Source organism: uncultured Lactobacillus sp. (assembly GCF_902491705.1).
Classification (GTDB): Bacteria; Bacillota; Bacilli; order Lactobacillales; family Lactobacillaceae; genus Lactobacillus.
Genome location: NZ_CABUIW010000051.1, coordinates 1 through 16530, shown reverse-complemented (window position 1 = coordinate 16530; position 16530 = coordinate 1). Strand labels below are relative to the sequence as shown.

Here is a 16530-nt window from a genome sequence, read left to right as displayed (position 1 = left end):
AAAGGTGAATAAAAGCATCGTCATGCTTCTATTCACCTTATACTTTAGGATGTTTGACAAAGAACCAGATTAACATACTAGAAAAGAGATTCCTCTATGAATGATTTTACCAGGAACATGGCTAATGCACTATTCAATCAAGATAAAATTAATGATGTTTTACGTAAGCAGATTGCTCAGACTGTCAATGATCTTTTAGAATCTGAGCTGTCTGCCTTTCTCGGTTATGATCCTTATGAGCGTGATGGCTGGAATACTGGCAATTCTAGAAATGGTACCTACTATCGCAAAATTGACACACAGTTTGGAACCATTGCAATCAAAGTTCCCAGAGACAGAAATAGAGAATTTCACCAGCATACTCTGCCTGTTTAAAAGCAGCACACGGATGAATTAGAACAAACCATTATCAAATTGTATTCTAAAGGAATTACCACGCGTGAAATTGCCGATCTGATTGAAAAAGATGTATGGCAGCTACTATTCTCCGGCTGCAGTTTCAAATATTTCTAAGCAGCTGCTTTCTAAGATTGAAGCTTATCACAAGCGCAAGCTAAACGATAAATTCTTTTGTATTTATTTGGATGCCACTTATGTTCCGCTAAAGCGGATCACTTTCGATCGTGAAGCAGTCTTCATTAACATCACGGAGAAAAACACTGCATGTTTTCTACAAAAAATGGCAGCCAGCATATTCTAGAATGATCAAAGACCTGTAAGAAGTAGAACCAGATATGCTGGTCTTTTACAGCTATCCTAAACAGATCAGAGCATCAACTTACTCAACCAATATGATTGAATCCTTTAATAACGTGATCAAACGCAAACGCAAAACCAAGCCCAAAGCAGAATTCCCAACAGAAGCAATCGCTTGATATATTTGTTGGAACTCAGGTAATGAAATGCAATGAGTGCTACTATAATCGAATCCATAAAGTCTTCGGTCTGGTTCAAGATACACTAGAATCATATTTTGATTAAAAGGAAAGTCAAAATCTATCAACGGGGAATTTATTATTTACACATAGAATTTGACAGTTTCATAATAAATATGCGTATACTAAACTAATCCTCTTTATACCGTTAAAGTTATGCTATCTTTTTTGTTAGTAACGGTATTATAACTACTTAATTCTATGTTTTGTATATTTTTAAAATTATCTACATCTAGTTTATTAGTTACTATTCTATAAATTCTAGTTTTTTTCTTACTTTTCACATTAAAGATCTCAATTTCAGAATTGAATTTTCTTCCTTTGTTAGTAATTATTCGGCAATTATTAAAATATAGATTTATAGTGTTGGCCGTACTCAATTCGACTAAACAGTTATATTTCTTACTGTTAGCTTGAACCTTTTTTATTATTTGGTATCGCCTTAATTTTACTGAAGTACTAAAAATACTATAAGTATTAGAAGTTCGATACATTTTATCTTGTAAAATATAATATTTTTTACTACAAAAAACTTCCGTCTTAATTTTAGTATCATTTATTTTATTATCTGCTTTTCTTTTAGGAAAATATAATCCTACACTTAACGCTAACAAAAATATAGGAAATATCAGAGGAAACTTACTCCATTTTCTTTTAACTATCTTTTTATTCTTTGCATTTTTTTGCGTTGAGTCACTATTAACATATGCTGGAACAAAAATTAATTTATTTGGCATTTCCAGAAATACAATAAAAAAATTGTTTTCAGGGAATTTTTGGAATCGTAAACTATAGACACAACTTTCATTTTCATCTAAAGTTATAGCATGCATCCCTATAGGAATATTACTATTATCTTTTCTATAATAAATTTTCGGTTGGTCTATATATGATTTCAATCCATTATTATATACTTTATATTTTTCATTTTCTGCACAGATTCCTAATATTCTATATGTGGCTTTCACTCTTCCTTTATTTGTAGTAACTACTGTTAATACAGACCTATCGCTAATTTTCTGTAATTTATGATTATTTATTATTTTGTTTTTATATACAAATGATACTTTGAGATCAGGAACGGAAAAAATAATTATTTGCAGACAAAAGCCACCCAAACCTGCTATTAGTGCACTATAATTAGAGCAATCATTTACTATATTCCCAATCAACTTATTCACTATACCTCTAGTCAGTTGATTAAGCATCTGATTAAGCACCAAAACTGCTATGACGCCTAAAAGAAGAAATAATAATCTAGATATCCATGTAGGGATTTGGTCAGTAATTATCTTAATCACATTGCCTAGCCAATATCGTATGTTTTTGGCATACTGATAAAACTTTACAGATGCAATAAAGCTAATGAAAACCATTATGAATAAAATAGTATTTGTCAAGTTATATATTTCTTTAAGATACTGAGGTGCATAAGCTCCCACAATATATAAAGTATAAAGAAATATTATTAATAACAGGAAAATTATAAAATATCCATATATGAGAGTCATTGGCAATATATCAATATTATCAAGGAATGTTATGCCAGTTTTTTTTATTTTTTCCTTAAGTTTTCTTTTTGTTTTTTTCTTAAGTTTTCTTTTCATTTTTAATTATATTGAATATATTTACTAGTTCAGATTTTATCAAACGATAATACTTTACAGAAGATATCATCCAAGAACCATTAGTTATATTAAAAAATTACAAGCATTAATTACTTTTAGATAATCTACTACCAATTAATTCCTTTGCCTGTTTAACAATTGGAGCTTTTAACAATATTACTAGTACACCATAAACTGCCGCACCAACTATTATTTCTAACCCCATCATTAACCAAGTTTCTGACAGATTTCTGTTCATCCGAAAGACAACTACAAACATAATTAATCCAGAAATAAAGTATTTCCACATGCCATGGAATAACCGCTTAAAACTTAGTAAATGTCTAACAGCCCACAGCTGATATAGAGTTACCGCAGTTTCTGAAATAACTGTCGACCACATTGCACCATTGAGTCCCCATAAGTGAATTAATGGAATATTTAAAATCAGATTTACTATCGCACCAAATGTAACCGAAAATGTGAAGTCTTTAATTCTATTAATAGGGACCAAATATTGAACACCAAGTGCATTACTCCATGCAATCATCAGGATTACTATCGATTCGATCATCATTGCTGGGCCAACAGGTTCATATCCCGGGCCATAATACTTTGGAACCAAGGTTAATGAAATAGCAGCTATCCCAAACATCATTGGAAATGAAACACCAGAAACGAAATCAAATGACTTATATAACATTTGATTAACTTTCTTCACATCACCCTTTGACACCGCATTAGCCACGTGAGGTAACATAACGGTTCCAGTCGCGGTAACCAAGGCTAAAATCAATTTAACTAAATTATCTGAATATTGATAATAACCTGAAGCCGTTTCACTGACCATCCCGCCTAACATGGTTTTGTTCAATTGAACATAGACTTGTGTCGCAATCTGCGGAATAAATAATTCTGCCATTGGTAAGAAGTGACGCCAAGGATTTAGAATTCTGCGATTCACTTTTGGTAAATCACGTCTAATATTAGGCCACAAAGTTAAGTTACCAAGTAATGTGGAAATAGCTAAAACCACTATATATAAAGTTACGTCACTTGGATTCTTGATCAGCAAGAAGATGGCTATCATCGAAACTATCTTTACGAAAGAATTTTTTAAGACTGTAACTTTAAAGTCTTCAATTCCTTCATAAAACCAGGAAATATCAAATGCCACCGCAATCAAATTAATTGATTGTGCCCACATATATTCGGCCTGTCTAGTATAAAACATCATGAAAATTTCAAAAGAAATATATGACACCAGCGTCATAATTGTCTTTACAATTTGAATTTCCCAAAAGGTTTGAGCCATCTTTTTACGATCTGCGCGTACATAAGCTATTTGGCGATTTCCATAGTATCCAATACCCATACTGGCAAACAGAATAAAATATTGAATAATCGAATTCGTAAATGCATTTGCACCAACACCTTCGGGACGAAGAACACGTGCAACATATGCAGATGTAATAAGTGGAACAATAATTGCAAGAACTTGATAGCCTACATTATAAAGATAGTTCCTAACGACTTTCATAAAAATTATTCACCAAATTCATTATTTACAGCTGTAAGAGCTGCATCAATCACTTGATCCATGTTGTAATACTTGTACTGCCCAAGGCGACCACCAAAAATCACATTACTATCTGTATCTTTGGCAAGTTCCGCATACTTAGCATACATTTCATTATTACGAGAATTATTTACTGGGTAATAAGGCTCATCTCCACGTTTCCAGTCTGCTGGATATTCACGTGTGATAATAGTTTTATCTTTATCACCCTTACCGAATTCAAAATGCTTGTGTTCAATCACACGAGTATATGGAATTTCAGCTTCAGTGTAATTAATTACGGCATTACCTTGGTAATTATCAACATTCTTTTCTTCAGTTTCAAAGCGAAGTGAACGATATTCAAGTTCACCTAACTTGTAGTCAAAGAACTTATCAATCATACCTGTGTAAACTACTTTGTCGTAATTCTTTAAATATTCATCCTTTTTATCAAAGAAATCAGTATTTAGTTCAACTGTAATGTTAGGATCATCTAACATCTTTTCAACCATTTTAGTATAACCACCAATTGGAATACCTTGATAGTCATCATTAAAGTAATTATTGTCGTATACTAAACGAACTGGTAATCTCTTGATAATAAAGGCTGGTAGTTCAGTACATGGCCTACCCCATTGCTTTTCAGTGTAGCCCTTAATGAGCTTTTCGTAAATATCTCTACCAATCAAAGAAATAGCTTGTTCTTCTAAGTTTTGAGGTTTTTTACCAGCCATTTCTTGACGTTGTTCATTAATTTTATCCATAGCCTCTTGTGGAGTTCTAATTCCCCACATTTCGCTAAAAGTATTCATATTGAAAGGTAAGTTGTACATATGACCCTTGTAATTTGCTACAGGGCTATTAGTGTAACGATTAAATTCAGCAAATTGTTGAACATATTCCCAAACTATCTTATTTGAAGTATGGAAAATATGAGCACCATATTGATGAACTTGGATACCATCTATTTCTTTAGTATAGATGTTACCTGCAATATGATCTCTTTTTTCAATCAATGTAACTTTATTTCCACGTCTTGCAGCCTCGTGAGCAAAAACCGCTCCAAAGAGACCCGATCCCACTGTCAAATATTTCATGCCGTATGTCTACTCCTGCTTATACTGTAATTTGTTTAATTATTTTTTTATTTAATAATTTATAAACTATATAGTAACCTTTCCAATTTAATTCTCGTAATAATTTGACAACACGAGATACTTTTTTACTAGTTCCATATTTTCCTAAACATTTATACAACTCTGACGAACTTTTCTTTAGCTCAATATCGTATAATTTAGTTTCTTCTTTAGCCTGCTCTTTATTTGGAAGAGCCATCAAAAGTTTATATATAAATGTTGTATAACCATCTATTTCTCTCTTAAAAAACATACTTTTTTGAACACTCATATTTTGTTCTTCAAGATTGAAAAAAGTAGTTAATCCTAAAACAACGTTAATTGCCTGTTGTCGTCTAGATAGCCTATTTTTTAGGTTAACACTTTGGTTTTCATCTCCGAGCCAATAGCAATAAACTGGTTTAGATAAAAACAGAATTTCATTTATATCAAGCCAATAATATAAACTATATTGTGTATCTTCATAAAAGCATTTTTCATCAACGCGCCATTTACTGTTACGTAAAACCGACGTTCTATAAGTTATAGAATGAAGCGTTGGATTTATGTTTTTATAATATTCATTAAATTCTATCTTTAATTTATCGTAAAAGCTGTTTTCATCATTTAATAAATAACCATGTAACTTTTTTTCTTTTGATTTTACATTTGCAGTAAAATATGGTGATAATACAGCATCTACAGTATTATTTTGAAGAGTATTAACTAAATCCACATATCCTTCTTTTTCCAATGTATCGTCAGCATCTACTATTTTCATATATATCCCTTTAGCTATCGAAATAGTTTTATTAATTACCGATCCATGACCACCATTTAATTTATTTACAACTCTTATAGTTTCAGGATATAAATTTTCATATCTTTCAACGATTTCTTTTGTATTATCCGTTGAACCATCATTTACTATTAATATTTCTACCTTATCCATTACTTCTGGTACTAATAATGATTCAATAGTATTAGATATCGTTTTTTCTGCATTATATGCGGCTACGCCAATAGTTAGTATCTTAGACATATTTTCTCCGGTTTCTTTTTATCAATTTTTAAATTTAATATTAAAGAAAAGATTCAGTATATACCATGTAAGCAAATAATAAATTAAAGAAGTGGTAATTCCTTCATAAAATTTATTTGAGAAAAAAGACAGACCTACCAAAGAACCTATATATCCATAAAATATTACAGATATAGATCCAAAATAATTTTTCTCTTTATTTTTTATAGCAAAACAATAAGCTACAGATGATGTGACTGCCATTATGGCTGTTAATACTGGTACTCCCTTATACCCAAAATCATATAACCATGAATAAAATGTTGTGTATACATTTCCTAAATTATAGCCATTAACCATTTGGAAGGGAATATTTAGAAAATACTTATTTACCGTAATACCCTTTATTTTTGCCAATACAGGTATCAAACTATAAAAAGTTTGTTCTCCCCAAATAGATCCTTTTACAGGGTACAGACCATTTCTAATAAATATATCCAAATTTTTAATTTCTGCACCAATATATATAGATATGTATTCAAAAAGATTACTTTCGGTACCCTTTCTTTGAAATAAATAGGATGTACCTTGTAATAAGATCAATATAGTTACTATGCCAACAAGTATTTTAATGTATATACTACTATTTATTGGTTTCCATCCACTTTTTCTACCTAATTCAATTAGCAAATATATTATAAAAGATAAAGAAGCGATTATCGCTCCTCCTCTAGAACCGTATATCATTGATGTAACTAGTCCTAAAAAAGCCACCAGTACCAAAAAATAATTAAGTTTTCTACCAACTGCTATATTTTTAGCGATTATGAATTCAGCATATAATCCTGTTCCTATGCTAAAGTTTGAAATCAAGTTTATACTTCTGGGCATACTTAAATCCATGGTCAAATTATTATTTGCATTGAAATTATAATATGACATTGCCTGAAAAATATTAGATAATCCTGTAACACGCTTTAATTCTATGGAAATGAGATAAATAATTATTAGTTGAATAATTATTAACAATATAAGTTTACCATTTAAATTATTTATATCTTTTAAGGCTTCGTTTTCGCCATATTCATAAGTTAATAATTGATTATTCGAGAAATATTTAAATATTCTCCAAATAATTATAGAAAATAGCACAAATTCAAAAACACTTAAAACAATTATCCAGTATGTACGGTGATCTAAAATTAATGACCATTTTTCTTGATTTAATAAAGCAAAAAAAGCCGCCCCAATAAATGATAAACAAAATAGGCTACTCGGAGCAGCTAACTGCTTATCAGTTCCTATGTAAGAAAATATAAATAAGATCACTAATGAAATCAATAAAATTAGCATATAATAACTCCAATGCTATTCAAATAATACATTTTTTATTTTTTTAGCTTGATGTTCACAACTAAAATCATTTAGTTCTTTAAAATCCATGGTCCTATTCATTTTTTCTGAAAATAGCTCCTCGGATTTAAAAATCCAATCTTTCAAATCGTAAGTTTTCATTTTGTAAATATTTGGTGTAGCTATAACAACTTCGGGTATATTAAAAGATGTCAATATTTTTAGACCACTTGCTTGTGCTTCTACCAATACCAATGGAAGACCTTCATATAAACTAGGGAAAAATAGCATATCCATAGCAGAATACCACTTATTTACATCCTTACAAAAATCAATCAGAATAATATTTTTTTCTAATTTTAATCGTTTAATCTCATCACATATATCATCTTTTAGTTCACCGGCACCTATCATTACTAGCTTGGAATTATTATTTTCTTTATATAATTTATAAAAAAGTTTTACCACAAATAAAGGATTTTTTCGGGGTTGTAATACGCCTACAAAGCCATAAAGCCTATCCTTTGGCAAAATATGATATTTATCTCGTATTTGTTTACGGGCATTGGCATCAAATTTATATTTTTCCAAATCTATACCATTCTGACTAATGTTTACTCCATTATCAGTTCCAAACATCCATACTGCTGCTTCTTTAGAAGTAGCAAATCTAATATCAGAATTAAGCAACATTTGTCGTTTACCATAATTGTTTAAAACATTTAACAAGGTCATTAATACTCTATTATTAAATTTATGCCCATAATAAGTATTATGCGAATGAACAGCTATATGAGCATGAGTATATTTTTTTGCATACTTTACAGGTAAAAAATTCCAAGCTGCAGAATAATTGAAGTATATATAATCAAAATTATTTTTTTTAAAATATTTTTTCCAAAATTTCCAATGACGAATTGGATCTTTAGTAACTAAAGGTGTACGTATCAGTTTCCACCCCAATTTTTGAATCTGTTTATCAATAATTTTATTATTTTCTTTTCCATAGCCAATAACGGTAACATCCCAAATATTAGTATTCAAAATTTTGGGGAAAATATTAAAAATAACTCCTGTTAATCCACTACCGGCCAAAAAATCGCCTACAATCAAAAATCTTTTTTTCATCTTAAAATTAAATTTACTTCTGTTTCCTAATTTTCTTATTTTTTTGCCAATTTATGATAAATCAATCTGGAATACCCATAAAAATATAGCATCATTAAATTCTTATTTTTAACAGCTTTTAGGCCTTTTTTATAAAAATAGCTATATGTCGACTTATTTTCCAGTTCAATTGCATAATCTCGAAATTCTACATGATTTTTAATGAAAAACCTCGAGTCTTTGATTAAAATCATTGTTGTTATTCGTAATAATTCTTTTACAGCCTCTGAACAAACTAACTCATTTAATTTTTCTTTATTAGAAGACGGCATTAGTTTTAGCAATTGCATGTGTAAGTTATAAATCTTTTTTGCATCACGCAAACTTCCCAATGGATCTTTTTCAATTCTCATATCTCCGGTACGAGTTGTAAAATTATAAATATAGTTTACACGTGAAAAATATTTTAAATGTGGTTGGGATAGAATTACCCGAACCACAAAATCAAGATCTTCACCTTGTTTTAAATCAGAATTAAAATATAAATTATTTTTTAGCAAAAATTTTCTGGAGTATAACTTGGCTACACTCCAATTAATCAGGCTCTCACTAAATACATATTTTAGTAATTCTTCTGTCTTAGGATATATTTGCATTTTAGGAAAAGAAAATAATTTATCATCAGAAAAGCTCGGTGATCTTTTTATGACATCATAAATTACCAAATCAGGATTTTTATCAAAATCTGTACGCTGAATTGCCTCTGGTTGCAAAACATCATCTGCATCAACAAATGCAATATACTTTCCAGATGCTTCTTTTATACCTCTGTTTCTTGTTAAACTCACTCCTTTATTATTTTGATAAATATATTTAGCACCCATTTTTTTTGATATTGTTGCATAATCTTTTCCGAATTCAGCCTTAGACCCATCATCAATTACTAATATTTCTTTTATAAATTTATTTTGAGATATTATTGAATTTAAACAAAGCTTAAATTGTTCAACAGATTTATTATAAACAGGGACTATAAAACTAACTTGTTCATTTAATTCTTGTAATTTATTTTCCATAGTAATATTTAAACTCTCAAAAATGTGTTTTTGTTCTAATTCCTATTTTTCGTTTAACAAGTGCTATTGCTTTTGTTATGGTGCTTTTTCCACCTATTTGTCCCCATGCAATTTCAGTATATAAATATGCATTATTTTCAAGCCAAACATCCATTAATAATTCTGAAATATATCCATATACTCTTGCTTCTTGAACTGAATAGCTTGAAATATCAATTTCTTTTTCAAGCTGACTCAATACACCAAACATAAAACTGCAATAAGAATTAAAAACATCTTTCTTCATAATGAACATATTGAACATATGGGCTTTACGTCTATTCATCACTTCATCAAACTTTGATAAATATTGTGGGTAATATTTGCTTATAATTTCTCTAGTTTTATCAATTGGTTCTTTATGATGGGCATGTATGTAATGAGAATAATTTGTTTCAATATAATAATTTCTTTTTTTAGGAAGAATCACATCATATTTACTTAATAAATTATCGATTTTTTTAATATCCATTACATTATCCAATGAATATGGCTTTGCATCAAAAAAGAAACGCCGATAATGTACAAGACCTATAGCATCCACATCTTTCAATTTTTTCCAAGCCCAATAAACTGCAGTTAGTTCATTGTAGTTTGGATTTTTAGAAGATATATTATCTCCTTCGTCGTCTCTTTGATATTCAATTCCCGGTTTGTAATTATTCGCCGCACCAACTAGAACAGGCATGTATCCTTTGGCTGTGGGCATAGGAAATTCTTTGTGTGCAGCTACCATTATTACAGTTTTGATGTTAATCACTCACCCTTCAAACTAATTTCCTAATACGCACTATTCGGATGCAAAATCACACCCACAGTTTTAATAATCAACTTAAAGTCTTCCCACAAGCCGGAATGATTGATATAAACAATATCAAGCCAGACCATTTCATCGAAGTCGGCCTCATTACGACGGGTTACTTGCCACAGACCAGTACAGCCTGGCATAACCATCAATCTTTGCTTGTCATAATCAGTGTATTCTTCAACTTCTGAAGGTAGAGGCGGACGAGGTCCAACCAATGACATGTCACCAATTAAGACATTGTAGAGTTGTGGTAATTCATCAAGACTATACTTTCTGATAGTATGACCAATCTTGGTAATTCTTGGATCATCCTTGATCTTGAACATCGCTCCATCAACTTCATTTTGATCGGCTAACTTATCAAGCATCTGGTCAGCATTTACGATCATTGAACGGAACTTCCACATCTTGAATGGCTTACCATCTTTCCCAATTCTCTCTTGTGAATAGAAAGCTGGACCACCATCTTCATGTCTAATTCGAATTGCCAAATATAGAAATAGCGGTGATAAAATAATTAAAGCTAACCCACTAGCCATAAAATCAAAGATACGTTTAACAGAATGATAGAAATATCTACCGTGAACCTTACTTTCATCCACTTGTATTCTGGTATCTTTCATATATATCATTCCTTTTTCCATCCACTCTATATCGTCTTAAAATAACCAAAATTTCTTCTTTTTCTTAAGCGGCTGCCAGTTTAATTGAACATTATCTCCATTCACAATTGCACGTGCATTATCTTTAAACTCTTGAACACGTCTACTTCCAAATTCAGCGTCCAACTTCTTTAATGCAGCACCATATTCATATTGTCGTTTAGGCAAATCATGAGCGTCTGATGCAAAGCAAGCACATTGTCCTGCTTCAATGAAGCGACGACTCATTTCTTCTATTTTTTGTCCAAACGTACCAGCATAAGAACTTGCAGTGATCTGAACTAAGCATCCCTGTTCAATCAATTCTTGCAAGATTTGTGGCTCTTGCAAGATCCTGCTGTTTCGCTCCGGATGCACCACAATTGGTGTAATGCCGCGCTGCCGGATATTGAAGATCATGTCTTTAGCATAAGTTGGCACATCATCACTAGGGAATTCCAATAACATGTATTGCCCTGCTTCATCTAAGAAAAGGATATCATCATTATCAAGCGCTTCAGGTAAGTCACCCGAGATTCGCACTTCTTGTCCAGGAAATACCGTTAATGGAATCTTAGCATCATCAAGCATATCTTGGAAATTCTCGGTCAAGCGAATGACATCATCTTTATGATTAGTATACTTGCCATTTAAGGTATGAGGCGTACACACAGCATGTGTAATGCCATCTTTTACAGCATTCCTTGCCAACTTAATTGAAGTTTCCCAGTCCTTAGATCCATCATCAATTCCTGGCAGAATATGACAGTGAATATCAACTAAGACCATTACTTCTTAAACCTTGAAAGAAAGCCTTTTTTCTGTTTCTCTTCACCATATCCATAGCCATAACCGTAGCCGTATCCATAACCATAGCCAGCATTATCTGAACTAACGTCATTCATAATGTAGCCTAGAATGTGCGCCTTGGCAAATTCTAGCATTTCAACAGCACGTTTAATTGCCATCTTTTGAGTTTTACCCTGACGAACTACTAAGACGATTCCATCTAAATGACTGGCAAGCTCTTGTGTATCAGATACTTCAAGAACAGGAGCCAAGTCAAGGATAACTAAATCAAAATGATCTTCAGTAAGTTGAACAAAGTCACGCATCCGCTTTGAACCAATTAGTTCAGCAGGATTAGGCGGCATTGGGCCGGCAGTTAAGACATAAAGATTATCTATTCCACTTTCTTGTACAACACTATCTAACTCAACTTCTTTTGCATTTGAAGAAATTACGGTACTTAATCCAACATGATTGCTTAAATTAAATGTAGTATGAACTGTAGGTCTACGCATATCCGCGTCAACTAATAACACCTTGCGACCTGCTTGAGCGTAAGTAACAGCAACGTTAGCAGCTACAGTTGATTTACCTTCACTAATATTGGCAGAAGTAAATGCTAGAGACTTAATGTCATGATCAACAGCCATAAAGTTAATATTAGTGCGAACCGTACGGAATTGTTCAGCGACTGGACTTTTAGGCTTAGCTACAGTGATTAACTTAGCACCATTAATAATGGTTTCATCTGTACCACGCTTTTTTTTAAATAATGCCATTTCATCCTCCTATAGTTATTATACTCTGCGTCTCTTAGTTTGTTCACGTTTAGTCGCACTTGTACTCTTTTTGATAGTGAACGAAGATGATAAGTGGAAGTGAGCAATTTGACCCAAATTAGTTAAACCTAATTCGTTAGTCAAGAAATCATCGTCGCGAACAGTAGTATTACTCATTTCACGAATCATAACTACAGCTAAGCTCAATACTAGCCCAACTAAAAATCCAGCCAAGGTAAATAATTTTACATTAGGTGATGATTGAACACCCTTAGTACCACGTGCCACAATAGTTACGTTATTAACACTCATAATATTGGGAATTTCCCTGCTGAATGTCTCAGCTACTGCATTAACTTCAGCTTTGGCCTTATCCGGATTATCAGCTTTTGCAGAAATTGAAAAAACTTGAGATTGTTGTTGAGTTCCAACCGAAATACTTGTCGCAAGTTCCTTTGCAGAGATTGAATAACTTTTACCACTTCTGCTAATCACAGCAGGCCGTGCTTTCCTAACTAATTTTCTTCTACCTGTTGTTTGATCAACTCTATATACCGCTTTTCTAGCTTTTCTTACTACAACAGTTGGATTAGCCAAACGGTTTGATGCTTCTGTTAAGATCTTATTACTAGTTACAATATCTTTATATGTAGTAACCATTTGCATATTAGCCTGTTGAGTAGTATAGGCTGCATTAGGATCATTATTACGATTTTTTTGGTTAACCAATAATTGAGCAGTTGAAGTATATTTAGGTGAAATTACAAATGATGAAATTCCCCAGCCTACAAGCGCAAGACCCACACTCCAAAGAATTAATGCCCAAATATGCTTACGGCATATGCGAAGCAATTGAGTAAGGTCAATTGTATTTTCTTGTTCTTTTTGTTGTTCCATATCTCTCTTTCCTTAAATACTAGCGATTCATAACATAGCTAGAATCTTCATTAGCCACCTTAACTTTAGAAAGACCAAGAGCGGTTCTTAACTTATCTGAAACTCTCTGTCTCTCAGCTTTACTGATTACCTCGATTTCCATTGTGCCGAACTTAGGATTTTCAGTTTGTTTACTTACACCTTGAGCATGATCTTGTGACAAATTATCGGTAGCTTTTCTATAATCCATACCGATTTTATACATTTGATTCATAGTTAAATCGGTTTGCATTTCATTTGAAATGGAGTTTAAGAAATCACTGTTAAGTAAAGTTGTTGGTGAAATTGATTTCTTAAGAAGAGCCATAATTATACGACGATCACGATCTTGACGACCATAATCTTGACGCGGATCACCATGTCTAAGTTGAGCAAAGGCTAAAGCTTTCTTACCATTCATATGGTAAGTCTTACCTTCTTCAAAGTGATACCCCATGTTATCAAATGTTAATGGTGAAGTTACATCAATTCCGCCAACTTGATCAATTGCTTTCTTAAGACCACCCATATTAATCATAACGTAACCATCAATTGGTACACTGTAATACTTATCAAGTGTCTTGATTGTTTCACCAACTCCACCTAATGTATAAGCTGAGTTAATCTTTGTTACGCCATATTGTGGGAAATCTGGAAAGATCGCGTTAGAATCACGCGGAATAGATACAATTGATGTACTATCAGTCTTAGGATTAATTGCCATCATCATGATGGTATCAGTGCGTCCTTTCCAACTGCGTCCCATTGCTCCAGTATCAGTACCAAGCAAAAGAATATTAATTGGTTTCTTTTGCGCTAGTAAATTATCAAGATTACGTCCTTTATTACTCTTAGTTTGTTTAGTAACTGGAGTATACATATTTTGTGTAGTATCACGTAAATTCTTGTAGATCATTCCACAAGCAAAAAGTGCAATGACAATGATAACACCAAGTATAATCCAAAACCAACGCCAAAACTTACGATGATGATGACGATGATGTTTATGATGACGGTGCGTATTAGTATTTGGTTGATTTTTTTCTGTCATTTTTATCCCTCTTAATACTTTATACAACTTTCTTATTATATACTCATACCCTTCAATTTGGCTAGACCTGTAACAGTTTTCTAATCTAAATAATCGCATTTTTTCATAAAATATTGAATATGTAATACAATTAATTTACATGTAAATTTTAATAGCGAGGTGTTTTTATGATTGATAATCAACCTAAAAAAACTAAAGCCTACATTGCAGGCGTAAATCTAAACGATCCAAACTTTGATTACTACATGACTGAGCTGGCTAACTTAACTGAAGCCGACAACATGGAAGTCGTAGGTCAAAGCTATCAAAATGCGGAATCAATCGTTGCCGGAACCTACTTCGGTGTCGGCAAGATCAACGAAATCAGAACTATGGCACAAGGCTTGAAAGCAAAAGTCTTGGTCTTAAACGATGAATTAACTCCAGTGCAGATTCGTAATCTTGAGAAGTTAACCAAGATGCGCGTAATCGACAGGACTGAATTAATCTTGGAAATTTTCGCCAGTCGTGCCAGAACTAAGCAAGCCAAATTGCAAGTTCAATTAGCAAGATTACAATACGAATTGCCACGTCTTCACCCTTCCGAAAATAACTTGGACCAGCAGCGTGGTGGTGGCTTCGCTAACCGTGGTGCCGGTGAAAGTAAATTGGAAATGAACCGCCGGACAATTGGCAAGCAAATTTCTGCTATTAAGAAGGAACTTAAGGCTGTGGCTAGCCAAGAAGAGATTAAATCTGCTCGTCGTAACCAAAGCCGCATCCCTAAAGTCGCCCTAGTCGGCTACACCAACGCCGGCAAGTCGACCACAATGAACGGTCTGCTCAAGGAATTTTCTAAAGAAGGTGACGACAAGCAAGTCTTTGTTAAGAACATGCTCTTTGCTACGCTTGATACGAGTGTGCGCAGAATCGATTTGAAGGATAATTTCAGTTTCATTCTGTCAGACACTGTCGGTTTTATTTCTAAATTGCCACACAACTTGGTCGAATCATTCAAGGCCACTTTGCAAGAAACACGTGACGCCGATCTTTTGATCAACGTCGTTGACGCTTCCGACCCTAACATGGTGCAAATGATCCGCACCACGCAGAACGTTCTTGATGAAATCGGCGTTAAGGGCATCCCTATGATCACCGCCTACAACAAGGCCGACAAGACTGATCGCAATTACCCACAGATTGAAGGAAACGACATCCTTTATTCCGCAATCGACCCTAAGTCGATCAAATTACTAGCCAACTTGATCACCAAGCGTGTATTCTCTAATTATGAGAAGTTCAGCTTAACTTTGCCGCTCAGTGCTGGTAAGGAACTCGCATACTTGCACGAGAATGCACAAGTTTTAAGCGAAAACTACGAAGAAGATGGCGTTCATATTGAAGCCAATATTGCGCCAGACGATCAAGGTCGCTTTAAAGAATACTTGGCTAATAACTAACAATAGGTATAAATGAAGAAAAAGGATTTACTGTTACTCTTGGCTGCAATATTTACATTGTATTGCGTTTAAATGCGCAACTCCAAGACAATGTTCTATGGTGAATGATATACCACGACGATTACTTATCGCCTAGGTAAGATTAAGCTAGTTAATACACATAAATATAAGGTAGAAATTAGCAAGCATTATACATATATGTTTAGATCTTTAGACAAAGCAAAATAAAACCGTTACCTTGTGGTGACCCTCGAAATTCGGACATGAATTTCGGGGGTTTTATTATGGCTAAAT

14 protein-coding genes and 2 pseudogenes are annotated in these 16530 nt (G+C 32.9%); 3 read left to right on the top strand and 13 right to left on the bottom strand.

Annotation, left to right across the window (positions count from 1 at the left end):
• Nucleotides 1–96 precede the first annotated feature (96 nt).
• Nucleotides 97–981 (top strand): annotated as a pseudogene (locus tag RDN22_RS08930) (transposase).
• 94 nt (nucleotides 982–1075) lie between these two features.
• Here the strand turns inward: RDN22_RS08930 and RDN22_RS08925 are convergent.
• The 13 genes from RDN22_RS08925 to RDN22_RS08865 form a co-directional block, all read right to left on the bottom strand.
• The gene (locus tag RDN22_RS08925; RefSeq protein WP_308557608.1) at nucleotides 1076–2542 is read right to left on the bottom strand and encodes a hypothetical protein; all 1467 of its coding nucleotides are present in this window, start codon (nucleotides 2540–2542) and stop codon (nucleotides 1076–1078) included.
• A 106-nt stretch (nucleotides 2543–2648) separates the two neighbouring features.
• Complete coding sequence (locus RDN22_RS08920) at nucleotides 2649–4082, bottom strand: flippase (protein ID WP_308557606.1); 1434 nt, start codon at nucleotides 4080–4082, stop codon at nucleotides 2649–2651.
• Nucleotides 4083–4087: 5 nt separating this feature from the next.
• Nucleotides 4088–5200, bottom strand: a complete 1113-nt coding sequence (gene glf / locus RDN22_RS08915) for a UDP-galactopyranose mutase (RefSeq protein ID WP_308557604.1) — start codon at nucleotides 5198–5200, stop codon at nucleotides 4088–4090.
• 19 nt (nucleotides 5201–5219) lie between these two features.
• Nucleotides 5220–6260 carry a glycosyltransferase family 2 protein gene (locus tag RDN22_RS08910; protein ID WP_308557602.1) on the bottom strand — a complete coding sequence of 347 codons (1041 nt, stop codon included), beginning with the start codon at nucleotides 6258–6260 and terminating at the stop codon, nucleotides 5220–5222.
• Nucleotides 6261–6281: 21 nt separating this feature from the next.
• The gene (locus tag RDN22_RS08905) at nucleotides 6282–7592 is read right to left on the bottom strand and encodes an O-antigen polymerase (protein WP_308557600.1); all 1311 of its coding nucleotides are present in this window, start codon (nucleotides 7590–7592) and stop codon (nucleotides 6282–6284) included.
• Nucleotides 7593–7607: 15 nt separating this feature from the next.
• Nucleotides 7608–8705: a glycosyltransferase gene (locus tag RDN22_RS08900; protein WP_308557598.1), complete on the bottom strand. Its 1098-nt coding sequence runs from the start codon at nucleotides 8703–8705 to the stop codon at nucleotides 7608–7610.
• Nucleotides 8706–8755: 50 nt separating this feature from the next.
• Nucleotides 8756–9775, bottom strand: a complete 1020-nt coding sequence (locus tag RDN22_RS08895; protein ID WP_308557597.1) for a glycosyltransferase — start codon at nucleotides 9773–9775, stop codon at nucleotides 8756–8758.
• 16 nt (nucleotides 9776–9791) lie between these two features.
• On the bottom strand, nucleotides 9792–10565 hold the full coding sequence (locus RDN22_RS08890) for a DUF4422 domain-containing protein (RefSeq protein WP_308557609.1): 774 nt from the start codon (nucleotides 10563–10565) through the stop codon (nucleotides 9792–9794).
• Between the two features lie 29 nt (nucleotides 10566–10594).
• Nucleotides 10595–11245, bottom strand: coding sequence for a sugar transferase (locus RDN22_RS08885; RefSeq protein ID WP_308557595.1), 651 nt, complete (start codon nucleotides 11243–11245; stop codon nucleotides 10595–10597).
• A 36-nt stretch (nucleotides 11246–11281) separates the two neighbouring features.
• Entirely contained in the window at nucleotides 11282–12052 is a 771-nt protein-coding gene (locus tag RDN22_RS08880) for a CpsB/CapC family capsule biosynthesis tyrosine phosphatase (RefSeq protein WP_308557594.1), read from the bottom strand.
• Nucleotides 12052–12831, bottom strand: a complete 780-nt coding sequence (locus tag RDN22_RS08875; protein WP_308557592.1) for a CpsD/CapB family tyrosine-protein kinase — start codon at nucleotides 12829–12831, stop codon at nucleotides 12052–12054. The genes RDN22_RS08880 and RDN22_RS08875 overlap by 1 nt, the downstream gene beginning before the upstream one ends.
• Nucleotides 12832–12849: 18 nt before the next feature.
• Nucleotides 12850–13728, bottom strand: coding sequence for a Wzz/FepE/Etk N-terminal domain-containing protein (locus RDN22_RS08870; protein ID WP_308557591.1), 879 nt, complete (start codon nucleotides 13726–13728; stop codon nucleotides 12850–12852).
• A gap of 19 nt (nucleotides 13729–13747) precedes the next feature.
• On the bottom strand, nucleotides 13748–14797 hold the full coding sequence (locus RDN22_RS08865) for an LCP family protein (RefSeq protein ID WP_308557589.1): 1050 nt from the start codon (nucleotides 14795–14797) through the stop codon (nucleotides 13748–13750).
• A 167-nt stretch (nucleotides 14798–14964) separates the two neighbouring features.
• Between RDN22_RS08865 and hflX the strand changes: the two genes are divergently transcribed.
• Together hflX and RDN22_RS08855 are read left to right on the top strand one after the other, a co-directional pair.
• Nucleotides 14965–16236 (top strand): GTPase HflX, encoded by a 1272-nt coding sequence (hflX, locus tag RDN22_RS08860; protein WP_308557587.1) that lies wholly within the window; start codon nucleotides 14965–14967, stop codon nucleotides 16234–16236.
• Between the two features lie 72 nt (nucleotides 16237–16308).
• Nucleotides 16309–16464 (top strand): annotated as a pseudogene (locus RDN22_RS08855) (CAP domain-containing protein); the annotation flags it as partial.
• Nucleotides 16465–16530 lie beyond the last annotated feature (66 nt).

Bases quoted from the DNA above. Each gene is read 5' to 3' on its own strand.
- RDN22_RS08895 (WP_308557597.1), bottom strand. From the start codon at position 9,775: ATGGAAAATAAATTACAAGAATTAAATGAACAAGTTAGTTTTATAGTC.
- RDN22_RS08885 (WP_308557595.1), bottom strand. From the start codon at position 11,245: ATGAAAGATACCAGAATACAAGTGGATGAAAGTAAGGTTCACGGTAGA.
- RDN22_RS08925 (WP_308557608.1), bottom strand. From the start codon at position 2,542: ATGAAAAGAAAACTTAAGAAAAAAACAAAAAGAAAACTTAAGGAAAAA.
- glf (WP_308557604.1), bottom strand. From the start codon at position 5,200: ATGAAATATTTGACAGTGGGATCGGGTCTCTTTGGAGCGGTTTTTGCT.
- RDN22_RS08875 (WP_308557592.1), bottom strand. From the start codon at position 12,831: ATGGCATTATTTAAAAAAAAGCGTGGTACAGATGAAACCATTATTAAT.
- RDN22_RS08865 (WP_308557589.1), bottom strand. From the start codon at position 14,797: ATGACAGAAAAAAATCAACCAAATACTAATACGCACCGTCATCATAAA.
- hflX (WP_308557587.1), top strand. From the start codon at position 14,965: ATGATTGATAATCAACCTAAAAAAACTAAAGCCTACATTGCAGGCGTA.
- RDN22_RS08905 (WP_308557600.1), bottom strand. From the start codon at position 7,592: ATGCTAATTTTATTGATTTCATTAGTGATCTTATTTATATTTTCTTAC.
- RDN22_RS08910 (WP_308557602.1), bottom strand. From the start codon at position 6,260: ATGTCTAAGATACTAACTATTGGCGTAGCCGCATATAATGCAGAAAAA.
- RDN22_RS08870 (WP_308557591.1), bottom strand. From the start codon at position 13,728: ATGGAACAACAAAAAGAACAAGAAAATACAATTGACCTTACTCAATTG.
- RDN22_RS08880 (WP_308557594.1), bottom strand. From the start codon at position 12,052: ATGGTCTTAGTTGATATTCACTGTCATATTCTGCCAGGAATTGATGAT.
- RDN22_RS08920 (WP_308557606.1), bottom strand. From the start codon at position 4,082: ATGAAAGTCGTTAGGAACTATCTTTATAATGTAGGCTATCAAGTTCTT.